Annotated in this window: 15 protein-coding genes; 14 read left to right on the top strand and 1 reads right to left on the bottom strand. The window is 43.9% G+C overall.

What is annotated here, in order from left to right:
- The first annotated feature begins 10 nt into the window (after positions 1 to 10).
- The 12 genes from GW828_RS13345 to lpxC all read left to right on the top strand — a co-directional run bounded on the left by GW828_RS13345 (position 11) and on the right by lpxC (position 15263).
- The gene (locus GW828_RS13345; RefSeq protein WP_124018371.1) at positions 11 to 1759 is read left to right on the top strand and encodes a penicillin-binding transpeptidase domain-containing protein; all 1749 of its coding nucleotides are present in this window, start codon (positions 11 to 13) and stop codon (positions 1757 to 1759) included.
- Positions 1746 to 3236, top strand: a complete 1491-nt coding sequence (gene murE / locus GW828_RS13350) for a UDP-N-acetylmuramoyl-L-alanyl-D-glutamate--2,6-diaminopimelate ligase (RefSeq protein ID WP_273058064.1) — start codon at positions 1746 to 1748, stop codon at positions 3234 to 3236. The genes GW828_RS13345 and murE overlap by 14 nt, the downstream gene beginning before the upstream one ends.
- Positions 3233 to 4621: a UDP-N-acetylmuramoyl-tripeptide--D-alanyl-D-alanine ligase gene (locus GW828_RS13355; RefSeq protein WP_182742340.1), complete on the top strand. Its 1389-nt coding sequence runs from the start codon at positions 3233 to 3235 to the stop codon at positions 4619 to 4621. Before murE ends, GW828_RS13355 begins: the two co-directional genes overlap by 4 nt.
- Positions 4622 to 5704 (top strand): phospho-N-acetylmuramoyl-pentapeptide-transferase, encoded by a 1083-nt coding sequence (gene mraY, locus GW828_RS13360; protein ID WP_124018374.1) that lies wholly within the window; start codon positions 4622 to 4624, stop codon positions 5702 to 5704.
- 22 nt (positions 5705 to 5726) lie between these two features.
- A complete protein-coding gene (gene murD / locus GW828_RS13365) occupies positions 5727 to 7049 on the top strand; it encodes a UDP-N-acetylmuramoyl-L-alanine--D-glutamate ligase (RefSeq protein WP_182742341.1) in 1323 nt (440 codons plus the stop codon).
- The gene (gene ftsW, locus GW828_RS13370) at positions 7039 to 8253 is read left to right on the top strand and encodes a cell division protein FtsW (RefSeq protein ID WP_124018376.1); all 1215 of its coding nucleotides are present in this window, start codon (positions 7039 to 7041) and stop codon (positions 8251 to 8253) included. Before murD ends, ftsW begins: the two co-directional genes overlap by 11 nt.
- On the top strand, positions 8253 to 9356 hold the full coding sequence (gene murG, locus GW828_RS13375; protein WP_273058065.1) for an undecaprenyldiphospho-muramoylpentapeptide beta-N-acetylglucosaminyltransferase: 1104 nt from the start codon (positions 8253 to 8255) through the stop codon (positions 9354 to 9356). The genes ftsW and murG overlap by 1 nt, the downstream gene beginning before the upstream one ends.
- A 1-nt stretch (position 9357) precedes the next feature.
- Entirely contained in the window at positions 9358 to 10812 is a 1455-nt protein-coding gene (gene murC / locus GW828_RS13380) for a UDP-N-acetylmuramate--L-alanine ligase (protein WP_124018378.1), read from the top strand.
- Positions 10813 to 10936: 124 nt separating this feature from the next.
- A complete protein-coding gene (locus tag GW828_RS13385; RefSeq protein WP_182698919.1) occupies positions 10937 to 11704 on the top strand; it encodes a cell division protein FtsQ/DivIB in 768 nt (255 codons plus the stop codon).
- Entirely contained in the window at positions 11705 to 12940 is a 1236-nt protein-coding gene (ftsA, locus tag GW828_RS13390) for a cell division protein FtsA (protein WP_124018380.1), read from the top strand.
- Positions 12941 to 12966: 26 nt separating this feature from the next.
- Positions 12967 to 14133 carry a cell division protein FtsZ gene (gene ftsZ / locus GW828_RS13395; RefSeq protein WP_124018381.1) on the top strand — a complete coding sequence of 389 codons (1167 nt, stop codon included), beginning with the start codon at positions 12967 to 12969 and terminating at the stop codon, positions 14131 to 14133.
- Between the two features lie 209 nt (positions 14134 to 14342).
- Positions 14343 to 15263: a UDP-3-O-acyl-N-acetylglucosamine deacetylase gene (lpxC, locus tag GW828_RS13400; RefSeq protein WP_124018382.1), complete on the top strand. Its 921-nt coding sequence runs from the start codon at positions 14343 to 14345 to the stop codon at positions 15261 to 15263.
- Between the two features lie 4 nt (positions 15264 to 15267).
- On the opposite strand, the gene GW828_RS13405 is transcribed toward lpxC, so the two are convergent.
- The gene (locus GW828_RS13405) at positions 15268 to 15720 is read right to left on the bottom strand and encodes a DUF721 domain-containing protein (RefSeq protein ID WP_124018383.1); all 453 of its coding nucleotides are present in this window, start codon (positions 15718 to 15720) and stop codon (positions 15268 to 15270) included.
- 27 nt (positions 15721 to 15747) lie between these two features.
- Here GW828_RS13405 and GW828_RS13410 point away from each other — a divergent pair, with 27 nt between their 5' ends.
- Both GW828_RS13410 and secA read left to right on the top strand, forming a co-directional pair.
- On the top strand, positions 15748 to 16647 hold the full coding sequence (locus GW828_RS13410) for a M23 family metallopeptidase (protein WP_124018384.1): 900 nt from the start codon (positions 15748 to 15750) through the stop codon (positions 16645 to 16647).
- Between the two features lie 58 nt (positions 16648 to 16705).
- On the top strand, positions 16706 to 19426 hold the full coding sequence (secA, locus tag GW828_RS13415; RefSeq protein WP_182742344.1) for a preprotein translocase subunit SecA: 2721 nt from the start codon (positions 16706 to 16708) through the stop codon (positions 19424 to 19426).
- The last annotated feature ends 482 nt before the right edge of the window (positions 19427 to 19908 follow it).

Raw genomic sequence — 19908 nt, forward strand, 5'->3', positions numbered from 1 at the left:
CATAGGGAATATGGCTAGACAAGCGAAGCAGAAATTAGGTCACGAACTCATCCCATGGCGTTTATACGTTGTGGTGGGATTCGTATTGCTATTATTTTGCAGTTTAGTTGCCCGTGCAGCCTACATTCAAATTATTGAGCCAGATAAACTCCGTCACGAAAGTGATATGCGCACCTTACGCACAACCAGTAACCAAGTTCAGCGAGGTTTAATCACTGATCGCAATGGCGATATGCTCGCAGTCAGTGTGCCTGTGCAAGCGGTGTGGGCCGATCCTAAACACGCTCATGACCAAGATGCATTTAAAGATATGCGCCGTTGGCAAGCTCTTGCCGATGTACTGCAAGAGCCAGTCGATGAGCTGGTGGATAAAGTTAAAAATCACCCAAATAAGCGCTTTGTATATTTAAAACGTCAGGTAACCTCCGCCGTTGCAGACTACATTGAGCAGTTGAAAATAGGTGGCATTTACCTTAAAGCAGAATCTCGCCGTTATTATCCTTCAGGTGAAATTGCCGCTCAGTTAATCGGTATTACCAATATCGACGATGTCGGCATTGAAGGCATTGAAAATACTTATAATACCTGGTTAACAGGCACACCCTCTAAGCAAAAAGTCCGTAAATCTCGCGATGGCAGCGTGGTTGAGCGTTTAGATATGGTCCAAGAGGGCGAAAGCTCTAACGATTTAGTGCTCAGTATCGATCAGCGTATTCAGCAATTAGCCTACCGTGAATTAAAGCGTGCAACAGAAGTATACCAAGCGACATCTGGGTCTGTGGTGGTGATAGACGTCAATACGGGTGAAGTGTTGGCGATGGTCAATACTCCCTCATATAACCCTAATGCCCGTGATAATTTGCAGCCACACCGCATGCGTAATCGTGCCTTAACTGACACATTTGAGCCAGGGTCAACAATTAAACCTTTTGTTGTCGCTGCCGCGCTTGAAGCTGGCACAGTGAAAGTCAATGAATTGATATCGACATCGCCTGGTTGGATGCGCATTGGCGGGCGTCAAGTGCGTGACTCGAGTAATTATGGTGACATGACCTTAGCCAAAATTCTGGTGAAGTCGAGTAACGTAGGAATTAGTAAACTGTCCTTGTCTATGCCCATTGAACAATTATTAGGCACCTACCAATCTATGGGGGTCGGCAATTATTCAGGGATCAATTTAACCGGTGAAAGTGCTGGGTTAATTCATAATCGTCATCGTTGGTCTGACTTTGAACGTGCCACTCTGTCTTTTGGTTATGGTTTTACTGCCACTCCGTTACAAATTGCCCGTATGTACGCCACCTTAGGCAGTGGTGGAATACTGTACCCTGTGTCTATTTTAAAACTGAAACAGGCGCCCGAAGGTAAGCAGGTTATTTCACGTAAAGTCGCCTATGACGTTATGGAAATGCTCGTTGGGGTTACTGAAACGGGAGGCACGGGAACTAAAGCTCATATTGATGGCTACCCTGTAGCCGGTAAGTCCGGTACTAGCCGTAAAGCGGTAGCAGGTGGTTATGGCGATGATTATGTTGCTTTATTTGCCGGTGTGGCTCCAGTTCATAACCCTCGTTTAGCGATTTCTGTGGTCATTAATGAACCAAAAGGTGACAAGTATTACGGTGGCGACGTAGCGGGTCCCGCCTTTGCTAAAATTATGTCTGGTGCTTTACAAATGCTTAATGTTGAACCTATTTCAGAGCAGGAAGCCGTTCATTTGGCTACTGCGCGAGGAGCGCAGACCAATGTTATTAAATGATTTATTAGCGCCATGGTTCCATTACTCTGGTCGCGAATCGATTAGTGGTTTAACCCTAAATAGCCGTGAAGTGAAAGCTGGCAGTTTATTTGTGGCCCTGCCTGGCTATAAAGTTGATGGTCGATCATTCATTTCTCAAGCGGTTCAAGCAGGCGCTACAGCAATACTTATCCATACTGATAATCCAGATGAACATGGCTTAGTCGATCGCCTTCAGTATAACGTGCCATTAGTGTATTTTTTCCAATTAGGTCGGCAGTTATCGGCCGTTGCCGCGCAATTTTATTTGTCCAACCGTCAGTCGTTGTCATTAATTGGTATCACAGGAACTAATGGCAAAACTTCGGTCAGCCAAATTATCGCGCAAATAGTTGCCTTACTTGGTCATCAAGCCGCTGTTATGGGCACATTAGGCAATGGTTTGTGGGGACAACTTGTTGATAGCGGTAATACCACTGCCGATGCGATCACCATTATGCGTCAGCTTGGTGAATTTATAGCTCAAGGCACAGAAGTGTGTGCCATGGAAGTCTCAAGCCATGGCTTAGTCCAAGGGCGTGTCGAAGCGGCGCCGTTTGAGATTGCTGTGTTTACTAATCTAAGCCGTGATCACCTAGATTATCACGGTGATATGGACTCTTACGCCGCGGCTAAAAAACGCCTATTTCAATTTCCTAGTGTCCAACACGGGGTGATTAATATTGATGATGTTGTTGGCGCAAAATGGCTGACTGAACTGGCAAATGATAAGCATAAATCTTTCAGTATTAAGGGTAATACTTCAGCCGACTTTTACTGTGACGCTATTGAATATCATGATGCTGGTGTTACTGCAACGCTACATTTTGTCGAGATCGATAGCGGCCAACGAGTAAGTACGCCGCTTAGTTCACCGTTATTAGGTGCCTTTAATTTATCGAATCTTTTGGCCGCGATCTCTGCTTTGTACCTTCAAGGAATGGCAATGGTATCAATATTGGCCGTCATTCCAAAACTGGTGCCTGTGGCTGGTCGTATGGAGCGTTTTGCTTCAATGAATAAGGCTACTTTAGTGGTCGATTACGCTCATACTCCAGATGCCATTGAACAAGCATTAAAAGCGTTAAGACTGCACTGCAAAGGCACATTATGGTGTGTATTTGGTTGTGGCGGCGATCGTGATAAAGGTAAACGGCCTTTAATGGCACAAGCCGCAGAACAGTATGCAGATAAAGTCATGATCACTAGCGATAATGCCCGCAGTGAAGATCCGCAAACCATTATCGATGATATTTTGCAGGGCATTAGTCAACCGCAAAATGTGCTTAGCCAGGTTGACCGTATTGAAGCGATTACCCGTGTAGTGTCATTGGCACAAGCTGACGATATTGTACTGCTTGCTGGAAAAGGCCATGAAACCTATCAAGAAGTGGCTGGTGAGCGAATTGACTACGATGAACGTGCGTTAGCATTAACCTTGTCTCAGGAGGCATCATGATTAGCGTCACTTTGTCGGAATTGGCTCAGCATCTTAATGGCATGTTAACAGGCCAAGATAGGTTGATTAACAATGTCAGTACTGACAGCCGAAATATTAGCGCGCAATGCTTATTTGTTGCTTTAAAAGGCGAGCGTTTTGATGGCCATGATTTTGCCGTAACAGCCATAAACAATGGTGCAGAAGCACTTTTGGTTGATCATTTATTAGTGGATCATCCTTTTGGCGCCGATATCCCGCAAATTGTGGTCGCCGATACCCAAAAGGCGCTAGGTCAGATAGGCATGTTTGTTCGTCAAGCTGTGGCACCTATTTGCGTGGCATTGACCGGATCAAACGGTAAAACCAGTGTTAAAGAAATGCTAGCCACTATTTTAGCTCAGCACCATAAAGTGTTATTTACTGCAGGTAATTTTAATAACGAAATTGGCGTGCCATTAACCTTGATGCGTTTAAGTGAAGGCGACGAATACGGGGTATTTGAGCTTGGTGCAAATCATAGTGGTGAGATTGATTACACCTCATCATTAGTCCATCCACGAGTCGCACTAGTGAATAATGTCGGCAGTGCTCACCTTGAAGGATTTGGGTCGCTTGAAGGAGTTGCACAGGCAAAATCGGAGATATTTAATCATCTTTCACAAGATGGCACAGCGATTATTAATGCTGACGATAAGTTTGCCGATTTTATGCTGCAACGCTCCAAAGACCATAAACAATTACGTTTTTCATGTGACATGAATGTTGATGCAGACGTTACCGCAACAAATATCGTGGCCGATGCTAATGGTTGTTATCAATTTACATTGGCGTTTAACGGCCAGCATGTGCAGGTACATTTGCCATTGGCTGGAATGCATCAAGTGAGCAATGCTCTTGCCGCGGCATCAATGTCGATTGCGTTGGGATTATCGCTTACTAACATTGCCCAAGGCTTTGATTTACTCATACCCGTAAAAGGGCGCATGCAGCCACATGAACTTGGCCGAGTGTTATTAATTGATGATAGTTATAACGCTAATCCAACATCCGTGAGTGCAGCAATTGATTGGTTGCAACAACGTGATGGATATCGTTGTTTAGTGCTGGGAGATTTAGGCGAATTAGGCGACAATGCCGCCCCTTTGCACGCTAGCATCGGAACGCAGGCTAAAAATGCAACAATCGAGTCGCTGTTTTGTTGTGGTCAGTTATCGGCCAATACCAGTGAAGCATTCGGTAGTGAGCATTTTCCAGCTCAAGAAGCGTTGATCGTGGCATTAAAAAAACAGTTAGCAAGCACCACAGGTCACATCACAGTTTTAGTTAAAGGTTCCCGCAGCGCCGCCATGGAGCGAGTTGTGGACAGTTTATTAGATGCCTATGGGCGTGGGGAGTTAGTGTAGATGCTGGTTTATCTAGCCGAGTATTTAACCCAGTTTTATTCTGGGTTTAACGTTTTTTCATATGTAACGTTTCGGGCTATTTTAGGCTTGTTAACCGCATTGGTGTTTAGTTTGTGGTGGGGGCCGATACTAATTAAGCGCCTGCAAATGCTGCAAATTGGCCAAGTGGTTCGAAGTGATGGCCCTGAGTCACACTTTAGCAAACGTGGCACGCCGACCATGGGCGGCATAATGATCCTTGCGGGTATTTTTATCAGCGTGCTGTTATGGGGTGATTTATCTAACCGTTACGTGTTAGTTACCTTATTCGTATTAGCCACTTTTGGTGCGATTGGCTTTATTGATGATTACCGTAAAGTGGTAAAAAAAGATACTAAGGGCCTGATTGCTCGTTGGAAATATGCTCTACAGTCTATCGCTGCGTTAGTGGTGGCAGTGTTTTTATATAGCTCCTCGACCATGGGTGGGGAAACCCAATTAGTGGTGCCGTTTTTTAAAGATATTATGCCTCAGTTAGGCATGATGTTTATTGTTTTAGCGTACTTCACCATTGTCGGTGCGAGTAATGCGGTGAATTTAACAGATGGCTTAGATGGCTTGGCGATTATGCCAACCGTAATGGTCGCCGCAGCTTTTGCATTAATCGCTTACTTATCTGGTCATGCTCAGTTTGCCAGTTATTTACATATCCCTCATTTACCTTTAGCGGGTGAGTTAGTGATTGTGTGTACCGCAATGGTAGGTGCAGGTTTAGGTTTTTTATGGTTTAACACTTATCCAGCGCAAGTGTTTATGGGCGATGTGGGTTCATTAGCTCTGGGCGCAGCTTTAGGTGTGATTGCCATTTTAGTTCGCCAAGAAATTTTGCTGGTGATTATGGGCGGCGTTTTTGTTATGGAAACCGTATCGGTGATCCTGCAGGTGGGCTCATATAAATTACGCGGCCAACGCATTTTTCGTATGGCGCCGATCCATCATCATTATGAGTTAAAAGGGTGGCCAGAGCCGCGGGTGATTGTGCGTTTTTGGATTATCTCGTTGTTTTTAGTGTTACTAGGTCTTGCGACGTTAAAATTACGCTAAGCAATTAATAAAGGTCAGTATTATGCAAACTCAATACACGCACATTGTTTTAGGCTTGGGGGCTACAGGGCTCTCGGTCGTGCGTTTTTTAGCGACTAAAGGCATCAAACCTTTAGTGATGGACAGTCGTCGTCATCCGCCCGGTGCAGATACCTTGGCGCAAGAGTTTGCCGATATTGAGTTATTAGCCGGTGGGTTTGATTGTCGCTATTTAGTTCAGGCTAGCCAAATTATCATTAGCCCAGGTGTGCCTGTTGATACGCCTGAAGTGCGTGCGGCATTAGACATGGGCATTGAAGTGATTGGTGATATTGAGTTATTTGCCCGAGAGATAGCGGATAGAAAACCGTGTGTTGTTGGTATCACTGGATCAAATGGTAAATCTACAGTAACGACCTTAGTATATGACATGCTGCTAACGGCCGGTAAGTCGGTGGCTATTGGCGGCAATATTGGTACGCCAGCGCTGGATTTATTACCTCAAAATGCTGATTTTTTTGTACTTGAACTGTCGAGTTTTCAACTTGAAACCACTGCTTCGTTACATTGTATTGCGGCTACATGCCTTAATATTAGCGAAGATCATATGGATCGCTATAGCGACCTAAACTCCTACCGCGAAGCAAAGTTACGTTTATATCCACAAAGCCGTTTTGTCATGTATAACCGCGATGATGAATTAACTTATCCAATTGAACCAATGAATCAAAATAATTTTGGTTTAGGCGTGCCTGAAGGTGATGCGTGGGGATTAAGTGATGGCAAGATTTTTCATGGTGATAGCGAAATTATGAATCTAAATGAAGTGACCTTAATTGGCAGTCATAATCACGCTAACTTATTAGCCGCAATGGCATTAGCGGATGCTTGCGGGGTTGGTAAAGAGTCCATGATTGAAGTGGCTAAAACCTTTGCTGGTTTAAGCCATCGTTGTGAGCTTGTCGGTGTGAAACAAGGTGTGACGTACATCAATGACTCCAAAGCGACTAATGTTGGCGCAACAGTTGCCGCACTGGAAGGGCTTAACTCGCATTTAGGCGATTTATACTTGATCGCTGGCGGCGATGGTAAAGGCAGCGATTTTCGTCCCCTTGCAGAACCGCTTTCCAATATTACTCAATTGATTACCTTGGGCCGAGATGGGCGCAAAATAGCCAAATTAAAATCAGGAGCTATCGAGGTAACATCGATGGCAGAGGCCGTTACAAAAGCCGCTGAGTTAGCATCGTCTGGTGATATCGTATTATTGTCGCCGGCGTGTGCCAGTCTAGATATGTATAAGAACTTTATGGCTCGCGGTGATGATTTTAGACAATGTGTGGAGTCATTAGCCGATGGCGAATAACGAGCAGCAACTGAGCTTGTTTAAACGAGGCCTTAATTGGACTTTACCCTCGTTATTATCAGGTGAACAAACACCTGATATGCCATTGTACGACCGTAGTTTTCTCGTCGCGATAGTCGGTTTGATGTGTTTTGGCTTTGTTATGGTGATGTCTGCGTCAATGCCTGAAGCAACTAAGCTGACAGGCGATCCATTTTATTTTATGTACCGCCATGTGCTCTATCTTGTTGGCTGTGTGGTGATTGCATTTGTGGTGCTTAAGTTCGAAGTCAGCTATTGGGAAAAAAATAGCGGCATGTTGATGCTTGGAGTACTGGTCTTATTGATCGCTGTGCTGTTTATTGGCACATCGGTAAATGGTGCGCGTCGATGGTTGTCTATTGGTCCCATTAGGATCCAAGTCGCCGAAATGGCCAAGTTTGTGTTTATTGTTTACATGGCGGGTTACTTAGTTCGTCGTCATGGTGAATTGCGTGAAAACCGTAAAGGCTTTTACAAACCGATTGGCGTTTACGGTTTGTTCGCTGTGTTGATCCTATTACAGCCCGATTTGGGTACTGTGGTCGTGTTGTTCGTGTGTACTGTAAGCCTACTTTTTTTGGCTGGTGCTCGCATTACTGACTTTATGGTGTTGGTGTTACTAGGCGTAGCGACATTCGTATTGCTGGTGTTATTTGAGCCTTATCGTATGCGACGAGTGACTTCGTTTATGGATCCATGGGAAGATCCTTTCGGCAGTGGTTATCAGTTAACGCAATCGTTGATGGCTTACGGTCGGGGTGATTGGTTTGGTCAGGGGCTAGGTAACAGTATTCAGAAGCTTGCTTATTTACCAGAAGCGCATACTGACTTTATCTTTGCGGTGATCGGTGAAGAACTCGGGTTTATCGGTATTATTATGGTGTTATGCGCACTGTTTTTCATTGCTATTCGTGCGATTAGACTGGGTAATTTATGTTTGAAAATGCAACGTCCTTTTGAAAGTTATGTCGCCTATGGTGTAGGCATTTGGGTGTGTTTTCAGACAGTCGTTAATGTGGGAGCCAGTATTGGTATGTTACCAACCAAGGGGCTTACGCTGCCGTTTATTAGTTATGGTGGCAGTAGTTTGTGGATTATGACCGCTGCGGTGATGTTGCTCATTAGGATCGATCATGAACGTCGAGTTAGTTTGGTACAAGCTGTAAAAGGGAGAACAAGTTAATGAACAGTAATATTGGCAGTTCTCCTAAGATATTGATTATGGCTGGCGGTACGGGTGGGCATGTTTTCCCGGCACTAGCAGTAGCAAAGTACTTAGCTGACAAGGGTTGGCAAGTACGTTGGTTAGGTACAGCCGATCGTATGGAGGCTCGTCTCGTACCACAGCATGGATTTGATATTGAATTTATCGATATTAAAGGTGTGCGGGGTAATGGGCTCATACGTAAGTTAGCGGCTCCGTTTAAAATTATACGTTCAATTATTCAAGCTAAAGCTGTGATTGATGACTTTCAGCCCGACGTCATTCTAGGGATGGGCGGGTTTGCCAGTGGCCCTGGTGGCGTGGCGGGTAAATTAGCTGGTATTCCGCTGGTGTTGCATGAGCAAAATGCCATTCCAGGATTAACCAACAAATTGCTGTCTAAGATTGCCAAAAAGGTTTTGTGTGCATTTCCTAATACCTTTGCCAGTAATGTGGCCAATGTTGAGGTGGTAGGCAATCCCATTCGCCAAGAGCTGATCGAGTTAGGCGAACACATTAAAACCCCACAAGCAGATGCGTTAAGGGTGCTAGTGGTGGGTGGCAGTTTAGGCGCAAAAGTATTGAATGACGTTATGCCAGCGGTGGTGGCTCATTTATGCAAATATCATTCACTGACAGTTTGGCACCAAGTGGGCAAAAACAACCAAGCAAGTGTCAAGGCTAACTACCAGCAGCTTGGGCAGTCCGACAGTGTCAATGTTGCTGAATTTATTGATGATATGGAAGCGGCTTATCGTTGGGCAGATGTCGTAGTCTGTCGATCAGGTGCTCTTACTGTATCAGAACTGGCTGCAGTGGGCTTACCGAGTATTTTAGTGCCATATCCACATGCAGTGGATGATCACCAAACCGTAAATGCATCGGTACTTGTTGATGCTGGCGCAGGATTTTTATTACCACAAACCATTTTAAATGTAGATAATCTTGCGGAAAAGTTGCAGTTATTTGCTGAGAATAGACAAGAACTAGCCCAGATGGGGCTTAAAGCAAGAGGTGTAGCAGTATTAGATGCCACTGAACGAGTAGCAGATATTTGTGCCTCATTTGCGAGAAAGGGTTGAAATGACAAAGACAGAAAAATACGCACAGCTTCGTAGCATGATCCCTGAGATGAGACGGATCAAACGCATTCATTTTGTTGGCATTGGTGGTGCTGGCATGGGTGGGATTGCGGAAGTGCTAGTGAATGAAGGCTATCAAGTGAGCGGTTCGGATATTGCCATCAATAGTGTGACTGAACGTTTAGTCAGTTTGGGTGCGAAAATCATTATTGGCCATCAGGCCCAAAGTGTTGAGCAGGTTGATGTCGTCGTGGTTTCAACAGCGATTAACCAGCAAAATCCTGAGATTATCGCAGCCAAAGAATTACGTATTCCGATAGTACGTCGTGCAGAGATGCTAGCCGAGTTAATGCGCTATCGCCATGGTGTTGCCATTGCCGGTACTCACGGTAAAACCACCACTACCAGCTTAATTGCCAGTGTATATGGTCAAGCTGAACGCGACCCAACATTTGTCATCGGTGGTTTACTCAATAGTGCAGGTACCAATGCACGCTTAGGCACTAGTCGATACCTTATTGCTGAAGCAGACGAAAGTGATGCAAGCTTTTTACATTTGCAACCAATGGTGAGTGTGGTCACCAATATTGAAGCCGATCACATGGATACCTATGGTGGTGATTTTGAAAAGTTGAAAACCACCTTTATTGATTTTTTACATAACCTGCCGTTTTACGGTGTAGCCGTTATGTGCATTGATGATGAGGTTATTCGCGAAATCATGCCGCGTATTGGCCGACAAGTTGTGACCTATGGTTTTAGTGACGATGCCGATGTACAGGCGATTAATTTTTCTCAAAACGGCCATCAGTCAAGCTTTACGGTGAAACGTCACAATAAAGAGAATCTCGATATTGTGCTTAATTTGCCAGGCGAGCATAACGTACTTAATGCATTAGCTGCGATTGCTGTTGCCAGTGAAGACGACATTGATGATAGCGCTATTGTGCAAGCGCTTGCACAATTTGAAGGTATTGGTCGACGTTTTCAGCATTTAGGTGAATTTGAAACACCTAATGGCAATGTGATGCTAGTGGATGATTACGGTCATCATCCAAGTGAAGTATTAGCAACGATTAAAGCGGCTAGGGCTGGTTGGCCAGATAAGCGCCTAGTTATGGCATATCAGCCGCATCGATACAGCCGTACCCGTGATTTATATGAAGATTTTGTCGATGTGTTGTCGCAAGTAGATTGTTTATTATTATTAGATGTTTATGCCGCTGGTGAAGCGCCTATTCCTGGTGCGGACGGACGCGCTTTATGTCGCTCTATTCGCTTACGTGGCCAGATAGACCCTATTTTTATTGCCAGTCCAGATCAGCTTGCCGCGGTATTGCCTGATGTATTGCAACATGGTGATTTATTCATGACCCAGGGGGCAGGTAATATTGGTAGTTTATCGAAAGAATTAGCTCAGAATAATCTGGGTTGTAAAGTACTTGCTGAAGAGTAATAAAGTGATTGATTTTTCACCAATTATTGCGTGTAAAAATCGAGCTTTAAACCTTCTGGATTGGTCTATATAATGACCGATCTTTTGGGATTAACTCCGGAACAATATCAGAGGCGGATTTAAGGTGTCGTGGAGCGATAAAGGGCGGCAACTAAAACATAAACTGGCTCGTGTTAATTGGTATTTTTGCACTGGCGTACTGTTTTTATGCAGTGTACTTGGCACCGTAGTATGGGGTGGGGTGAAATTGCATGATCTGCTCAATGATGCAGATGCATTACCAATTGAAGCGGTTGCCATTAAAGGCGAGCGAATTTATACCACCGATGACGAGATAAAGAACGCCTTGCAATCATTAATGCAAAGTAGTTTTTTTAGTGCCGATGTTGCGGATGTTCAAAAAGCATTAGAAGCTTTGCCGTGGGTTTATCATGCATCTGTTAGGCGTGAATGGCCGGCAAAGTTTAAGATCACTTTACAAGAGCAGCAAGCTGTAGCGCATTGGAATGAAGTGTCTTGGCTCAATACTAATGGTGAGGTTTTTGATGCGTTAGCGCATGCAGAACATGATACGTTACCTAAGTTATATGGCCCTGAAGGGGCTGAAATGGAAGTCTTGACCAGCTATAAGCAGTTAGATGAGTTATTGACGATAAACCAGTTTAAGTTGGCCAGTTTACGCCTAAGTCCACGTCATGCTTGGCATGCAGTATTGGCTAATGGGATTCAAATTGAACTTGGTCGAGAAGATAAAATGGCAAGGATACAACGCTTTATAAATGTGTATCCTACTTTGAAGCAGAGTGATAAACCCGTTGCAACCGTTGATTTACGTTACGATACCGGGTTCGCCGTAGGTTGGGATGATTCAGAAAAAGAGAGTCGACAATAAATGACCAAAAATCAGGAAAGAAACCTCATCGTGGGGTTAGATATAGGGACATCCAAAGTCGCAGTGATCATTGGCGAAGTATTACCTGATGGTGAAATTAGTGTCATTGGTTTAGGTAATCATCCTTCTCGCGGTATGGACAAAGGCGGCGTAAATGACCTCGACTCTATCGTACGCAGCGTGCAGCGAGCATTAGATCAAGCAGAGCTTATGGCAGATTGTCAGGTTGCCTCTGTGTATTTAAGCATTTCGGGTAAGCACATTGCTTGTCAAAATGAAAATGGCATGGTGTCGATTAACGACGAAGAAGTGACTCAGGAAGATGTTGACAACGTTATTCATACCGCGCGCTCGGTTAAGATCCCGACAGAACGTCGTATTTTACACGTATTGCCACAAGAATATTCTATCGATGTTCAAGACGGGATTAAGAGCCCAATTGGCATGTCGGGCATGCGTATGGAAGCGAAAGCGCATATCGTGACCTGTGCCAATGATATGGCCAAAAATATTACTAAAAGTGTTGAACGCTGTGGGCTAAAAGTTGACGATTTAGTGTTTTCTGGTATCGCCTCCGCAGATTCAGTGCTCACAAATGATGAGAAAGATTTAGGTGTGTGTATTGTTGATATTGGTGGTGGAACAACCGATATTGCTGTATATACCAACGGCGCATTACGGCATTGTGCGGTGATCCCAGTAGCGGGTAACCAAGTTACCAGTGACATCGCCAAGATATTCAGAACGCCCTTAACGCATGCAGAACAAATTAAGGTGCAATTTGCCAGTGCCAGAAGTTCAACCGTCAGTCGTGAAGACAGTATTGAAGTACCATCAGTAGGTGGTCGACCTTCACGCAGCATGTCACGTCATACGTTGGCAGAAGTGGTAGAGCCAAGATACCAAGAATTGTTTGAGCTTGTGCTTAAGCAGTTACAAGATAGCGGATTAGAAGATCAAATTGCTGCAGGGATTGTACTTACCGGAGGAACGTCATCGATATCGGGTGCCGTTGAAATTGCAGAAGCAACCTTTGGTATGCCAGTTCGTGTTGCCTCTCCGCTACCAGTTAAAGGATTATACGAATATGTGGATCAACCAATCTATTCTACCGGAATAGGGTTGCTTCATTATGGCGCAAGGCGAGTTATCGAACGACAGTTCGAGCGACCTGAGCGACAAGGGGTTACCAGCTTTTTGAATCGGGTCAAAAGTTGGTTTAAAGGTGAATTTTAATAACGCAGACAAACGGAGATCAGACAATGTTTGAGATCATGGATACACATTCAGACGAAGCGGTGATTAAAGTCATCGGCGTCGGTGGCGGCGGCGGAAATGCTGTCGAACATATGGTAAAACACAGCATCGAAGGTGTTGAATTTATCGTCACAAATACAGATGCACAAGCACTACGTAAATCAAGTGCGGGTTCAACTATCCAGCTAGGGCGCGATGTTACTAAAGGCCTTGGTGCTGGCGCAAATCCTGATGTCGGTCGTCAAGCTGCAGAAGAAGATCGCGAGAACATTCGTGCAGCAATAAAAGGGTCTGACATGATCTTTATCGCTGCAGGAATGGGCGGTGGTACCGGTACCGGTGCTGCACCAGTCGTGGCTGAAATTGCGCGTGAAGAAGGTATTCTAACGGTTGCTGTTGTGACTAAGCCTTTTCCTTTTGAAGGGAAAAAGCGTATGGCATATGCAGAACTTGGTATTGCTGAATTAGCTAAACATGTGGATTCGTTAATTACGATCCCAAATGAAAAGTTATTAAAAGTATTGGGTCGTGGTACATCACTACTTGATGCCTTTGCTGCAGCTAACAACGTATTACTAGGTGCCGTTCAAGGTATTGCAGAGCTTATTACTCGCCCAGGTCTTATCAACGTCGATTTCGCCGATGTGAAAACCGTGATGTCTGAAATGGGTAATGCCATGATGGGTACTGGTGTTGCTCGTGGTGATGATCGTGCAGAAGAAGCTGCAGAAGCTGCTGTTGCCAGTCCATTACTAGAAGATATCGATTTAGCCGGTGCTCGTGGCGTGCTAGTTAACATTACTGCTGGTATGGATATCACTATTGAAGAGCTTGAAACAGTGGGTAACCATGTTAAAGCTTATGCATCTGATAACGCTACTGTTGTTGTTGGTGCTGTGATTGATCCTGAAATGAGTGATGAATTACGTGTAACTGTTGTTGCTACTGGTATTGGCGCTGAGAAAAAGCCAGACATTCAGCTAGTGTCTAAGCCTGTTGCTCGTCCAGAACCTGTTGCGATAGAACCTCGTCCAGAACCCGTTGATGAAGTTGTATCACAACAAAGCTATGCTGCGCCAAAAGGTAATGCTGTACCACAGCCTCAACCAGCGCAACGTACTGATGCTGATTATCTTGATATTCCAGCATTCTTACGTAAGCAAGCGGATTAATAGACGGATAAAACGCAATGTTTAGCGTGACTAATGAGCGCGATGTGCTGATAAAGGTTATTTTGTAAACAGGTTTACAATTTGCAACGTATTTGGCGTTTTTTTTGTGAAAAACTAAATTTATGGTAGCATGTTGTACCAGTTATGCATGATAGCCTGAGGCTATTATTGCAACTATTTGTTTAATATTGATATTTATGGGCTACTGAATGATTTTTCAAAGAACTGTTCAAAAGATGGTGAAGAGCACTGGTGTCGGATTACATTCTGGCAACAAGGTGACTCTGTGCATTAAGCCCGCACCAGTGAATTCAGGGATTGTACTCAAGCGTACCGATCTTAGCCCTGCTGTGTCTATTCCAGCCAAGGCCGATATGGTTCGTGAAACCACAATGTGTACTGCCCTTGTCAATGATGCTGGTATTCGAATATCAACTATTGAGCATTTGTTTGCAGCACTTGCTGGCTTAGGCATCGATAATGCTATTATCGAAGTCGATGCACCAGAAATCCCGATTATGGATGGCAGTGCAAGCCCTTTTGTGTTCTTACTGCAAAGCGCAGGTATTAAAGAACAAGCTGCAGCGAAAAAATATATAAAAATCACTAAGCCTATTCGTGTTGAAGATGGTGATAAATGGGCCGAGTTAAAACCTTTTAAAGGCTTTAGAGTTGATTTTAAAATTGACTTTGCTCACCCTGAAATTGCCCGCAGTCAACAACACATGGTGATGGATTTTTCGACATCAGCGTTTGTAAAAGACATTAGTCGTGCCAGAACATTTGGTTTTATGCGGGATATTGAATACCTACGTGCAAATAATCTTGCATTAGGTGGCAGCATGGAAAATGCCGTTGTACTTGACGAATATCGTGTATTAAACCCTGATGGTCTGCGTTATGAAGACGAATTCGTTAAGCATAAAATTCTCGATGCATTTGGTGACTTATATGTTGCTGGTCATGCAATTGTCGGTGAATTTTCGGCTTACAAAACGGGGCATGCGTTAAACAACCAACTTGTGCGTGCATTACTTGCTCAGCAAGAAGCATGGGAGTTAGTCAGCTTTGACAAAGAGGCTGATGTGCCTGTCAGCTTCATGGTTCCAGGTGCGTTGGCGCACGTTTAACCCGTTAAGATTGCCTATTACGGCTGGCTAATGCAGCCAGCCGTTTTAGTTTTTCACCTAGAGAACCATCGACATGTTCTGCTAATGCTTCAATATGCTGTGCTGCAGTGGTGCTGATCACATTTTGATTAGTTTGAGATTGTGGTTTTGCTAAGGCAAGCCCAGGATTGACTTTCACCTCAATAGCAGTAAGCATCGGAAGTGTGTCAGTTTGAAGCTGTTTTAATAGCTTCTGCTTTTGAAAGTTTATTCTAGCAGCCCATGCTGCGGATGTCGTTTCAATAACAAGAACACCCTGGCGGAGATTAGCGACTTTTAGCTGCTCAGCCACAGGGCCACTTAATGTCTGTTTTACATAACGATTCAGATTATTAAGTAGTTCTGCTTTCTCGGCCAGTTCAGGCAGTCTCCCAGACAAATGGACTAAATTGCTGAGATCTTGAGGGGGCTTTTTCATATGATAATAAGATGGCTGAATTAGGCTATGAGTGTAACAGTTTTTATCCAAGGTCGAAATGGTGTAACGCGCTGGCAACCAAGTAAGCGTTGGTTACTCCTACCTATTATTCTAATGGCCACCGGCACAGGAATATATCAATACAGCACTGAGCGTTTTGCTAACCAACAAGCGAAAGTTGATGAAAATAAGCAACTGCGCCAACAGCAAAAGCAACAAGTGGTAGAACTCAAAACTGCAACTGAAACCCAGCTAGCATCTTTAGTCACTCACGTGGCAAAATTGCAGGCCAAAATCACCCGACTTGAAGCCCTTGGGCAGCAAGTAGCGCAAAATAACCTCCTTGATGACCAATTTGATTTCTCTACAGAAGTCGGTATCGGCGGATTGAGCGAAATCGGCAATGGTGTCGAATTAAGTCAGCTTATCGATGAAATGAATAAGCTGGCATCTAGAATTGATAATAATAACGTTCAGCTATCCCTACTTGAAACAGTAGCATCTAATCTCCATATAGATGAAGAGCGTTATATATCAGGGCGGCCAATCGATAAAGGTTGGTTATCTTCGCCCTATGGTTTACGAAATGACCCTTTTAGTGGCCGACGAACAATGCATAAAGGCATTGATTTTGCCGGCAAAGAAGGGGCGGATGTTACGGCTACTGCTGCAGGCGTTGTAACATGGTCAGGAAGAATGCTTGGATATGGTGAGTTAGTCGAAATAGATCATGGTAATGGTCTTCGCACTCGCTATGGGCATAATAAATCTCTGTCAGTAAACGTAGGTGACGTGGTTGCCAAAGGCGATAAAATTGCCAGTATGGGAAGCACAGGCCGTTCAACCGGCCCCCATGTGCATTACGAAGTGCTGCGTGGTAAACAACAAATAGATCCACAGAAATACGTTTACCGCAAAGCAAGTTAATAATATTAACGGTTAATGCGCTCAAATGAGCCAAACCTACAACAGATAAGTGATTAAGATGTTAGGCAAACTACTGACAAAAGTATTCGGAAGTCGCAACGACCGCACCCTGAAAAGTCTTGGAAAAATTGTTGTTCAAATTAATGCATTAGAAGCAGATTACGAAAAGCTTTCTGATGAAGAACTGAAAGCGAAAACGGCAGAGTTCCGTGCACGTTTAGAAAATGGCGAAACGTTAGATGACATCATGGCAGAAGCATTTGCTGTTGTTCGTGAAGCATCTAAGCGTGTGTTTGATATGCGCCATTTTGACGTGCAGTTACTTGGCGGCATGGTACTCGACAGTAATCGCATTGCTGAAATGCGAACCGGTGAAGGTAAAACACTTACGGCAACTTTGCCTGCTTACCTTAACGGCATAACGGGCAAAGGTGTTCACGTTATTACCGTGAACGATTACTTGGCAACCCGTGATGCTGAGAATAACCGTCCACTGTTTGAGTTTTTAGGATTAAGCGTCGGTATAAACATCGCGGGTTTAGGTTCATTCGAAAAGAAAGAAGCTTACAACGCAGATATTACCTACGGTACCAATAATGAATTCGGTTTCGACTATCTTCGCGACAACATGGCATTTTCGCCACAAGAGCGTGTTCAGCGACCATTGCACTATGCCCTTATTGATGAAGTCGATTCAATTTTAATTGATGAAGCGCGTACACCACTGATTATTTCCGGTGCCGCAGAAGACAGCTCTGAACTCTACGCTAAAATTAATTTATTGATCCCAAGCCTTATTGCTCAAGATAAAGAAGACACCGAAGATTATGTTGGCGAAGGTGACTACAGTATTGATGAAAAAGGCAAACAGGTTCATTTAACTGAACGTGGTCAAGAGAAAGTTGAACTGCTTTTAATTGAAAAAGGTATGTTAGCCGAAGGCGACTCGCTTTACTCTGCGACGAATATTTCGCTATTGCATCATGTTCATGCAGCACTTCGCGCACATACCTTGTTTGAAAAAGATGTCGATTATATCGTTCAAGATGATGAAGTCATCATTGTCGACGAACATACCGGCCGTACTATGCCTGGACGTCGCTGGTCTGAAGGCTTACATCAAGCAGTGGAAGCTAAAGAAGGCGCTAAAATCCAGAATGAAAACCAAACTCTGGCTTCTATCACTTTCCAAAACTATTTCAGACAGTATGAAAAACTTGCCGGTATGACCGGTACCGCTGACACTGAAGCATTTGAATTTCAGCATATCTATGGCTTAGACACGGTTGTTGTTCCGACAAACCGTCCAATGGTTCGTAATGATATGGCCGATTTGGTCTATCTTACTGCGCCAGAGAAATATGCCGCGATTATTAAGGATATCGAAAGTTGCCGCGAACGCGGTCAACCAGTATTGGTGGGTACGGTATCTATTGAGCAATCAGAACTGCTTAATACGTTATTGAAAAAAGCCAAAATCCCTCATAGCGTGCTCAATGCTAAATTCCATGAAAAAGAAGCTGAGATCGTTGCTCAAGCGGGTAGTTTAGGTGCAGTAACAATTGCAACTAACATGGCTGGTCGTGGTACAGATATCGTATTAGGCGGTAACTGGAACATGGAAATTGAAGCACTAGATAATCCTACCGCAGAACAGAAAGCCAAGATTAAAGCCGATTGGAAGATTCGTCATGATGAAGTGGTTGCTGCAGGTGGGTTACACATCCTAGGGACAGAACGTCACGAATCTCGTCGTATCGATAATCAGTTACGAGGTCGTGCTGGTCGTCAAGGTGATGCGGGTTCTTCACGTTTCTATTTGTCGATGGAAGATAGCTTGATGCGTATATTCGCATCTGACCGTGTATCAGGCATGATGAAGAAGCTTGGCATGGAAGAAGGTGAAGCCATCGAACATCCATGGGTATCACGTGCTATTGAAAATGCGCAGCGTAAAGTAGAAGCGCGTAACTTTGATATTCGTAAGCAGCTACTTGAATATGATGATGTGGCTAATGATCAACGCCAAGTTGTCTATGCACAACGTAATGAGTTAATGGATGCTGAGAGTATCCAAGATACAATTCAGAATATTGAACAAGATGTGATCAGCGGAATCGTCGATCAATATATTCCACCGCAATCACTTGAAGAACTGTGGGATGTATCAGGACTTGAACAACGCCTTGGTAACGAGTTTGGTCTAAAGCTAACGATTCAAAAATGGTTAGATGAAGATGACAATCTGCATGAAGAGACGCTACGCGAACGGATCTTATCTTCATGGAGTGATTTATATAAAGCTAAAGAAGAAATGGTCGGTGCACAAGTATTACGTCAATTTGAAAAAGCGGTAATGCTACAAACGCTAGATGGCCTTTGGAAAGAACACTTAGCGGCTATGGATCATTTGCGCCAAGGTATTCATTTACGTGGCTATGCACAAAAAAATCCAAAGCAAGAATATAAGCGTGAATCGTTTGAGTTATTTCAACAACTGCTTGAAACACTAAAAAATGACGTGATAAGTGTATTGTCTAAAGTACAAGTCCAAGCACAATCAGATGTTGATGAAATGGAGCAACGTCGCCGCGATGAAGAAGCAAAGATTAAACTGGCTTATCAACACTCATCAGCAGAAGCATTAAGTGATACTGCAGAGCAGCAAGTCGAGGCTCCTAGAACAGTGATCCGTGAAGGCGAGAAAATAGGCCGTAACGATCCATGCCCATGTGGTTCAGGACAAAAGTACAAACAATGTCACGGTAAACTCAGTTAACTCTCGGTTCACTATTGATGTTAGATAAAAAAGGTAGCGATTATTCGCTACCTTTTTTTGTTTCTAGTTTCATAAAATACACTGCAAAATTAGCCTTCTGTGGATAACTTTGGGGGTATCCTTTGAGTACCTTGCGCTACCCCTGCTCGTTTCTAGCTTAACTCACTTTGGGTGATTTCTGATCGGCTATTCTGTAAGCTAGGTAAATCAAGGTATTAGCCGATTGGCAAGGGAAATATTTCAAATTAATGTTGTTTTCCCACTTGATTATTGAACAAAATTTTAGGTGTGTATAACCAATCATTGATAGGGTGCTTTTTTTATCGATGAAAGGGAAAGTCAAGCCTTATGTGAGATAAAATGCGCTTCGTGTAAAACGTCCTAGTTTTTCCATTTGCGCTGTTTTGCCAGTACACTCTGCGCCAGTTATTTGGTCTGGAAATTCAATATGCATTGTCCTTTTTGTAACGCCCAAGACACCA

It is taken from the genome of Shewanella vesiculosa, assembly GCF_009994065.1.
Taxonomy (GTDB): domain Bacteria; phylum Pseudomonadota; class Gammaproteobacteria; order Enterobacterales; family Shewanellaceae; genus Shewanella; species Shewanella vesiculosa.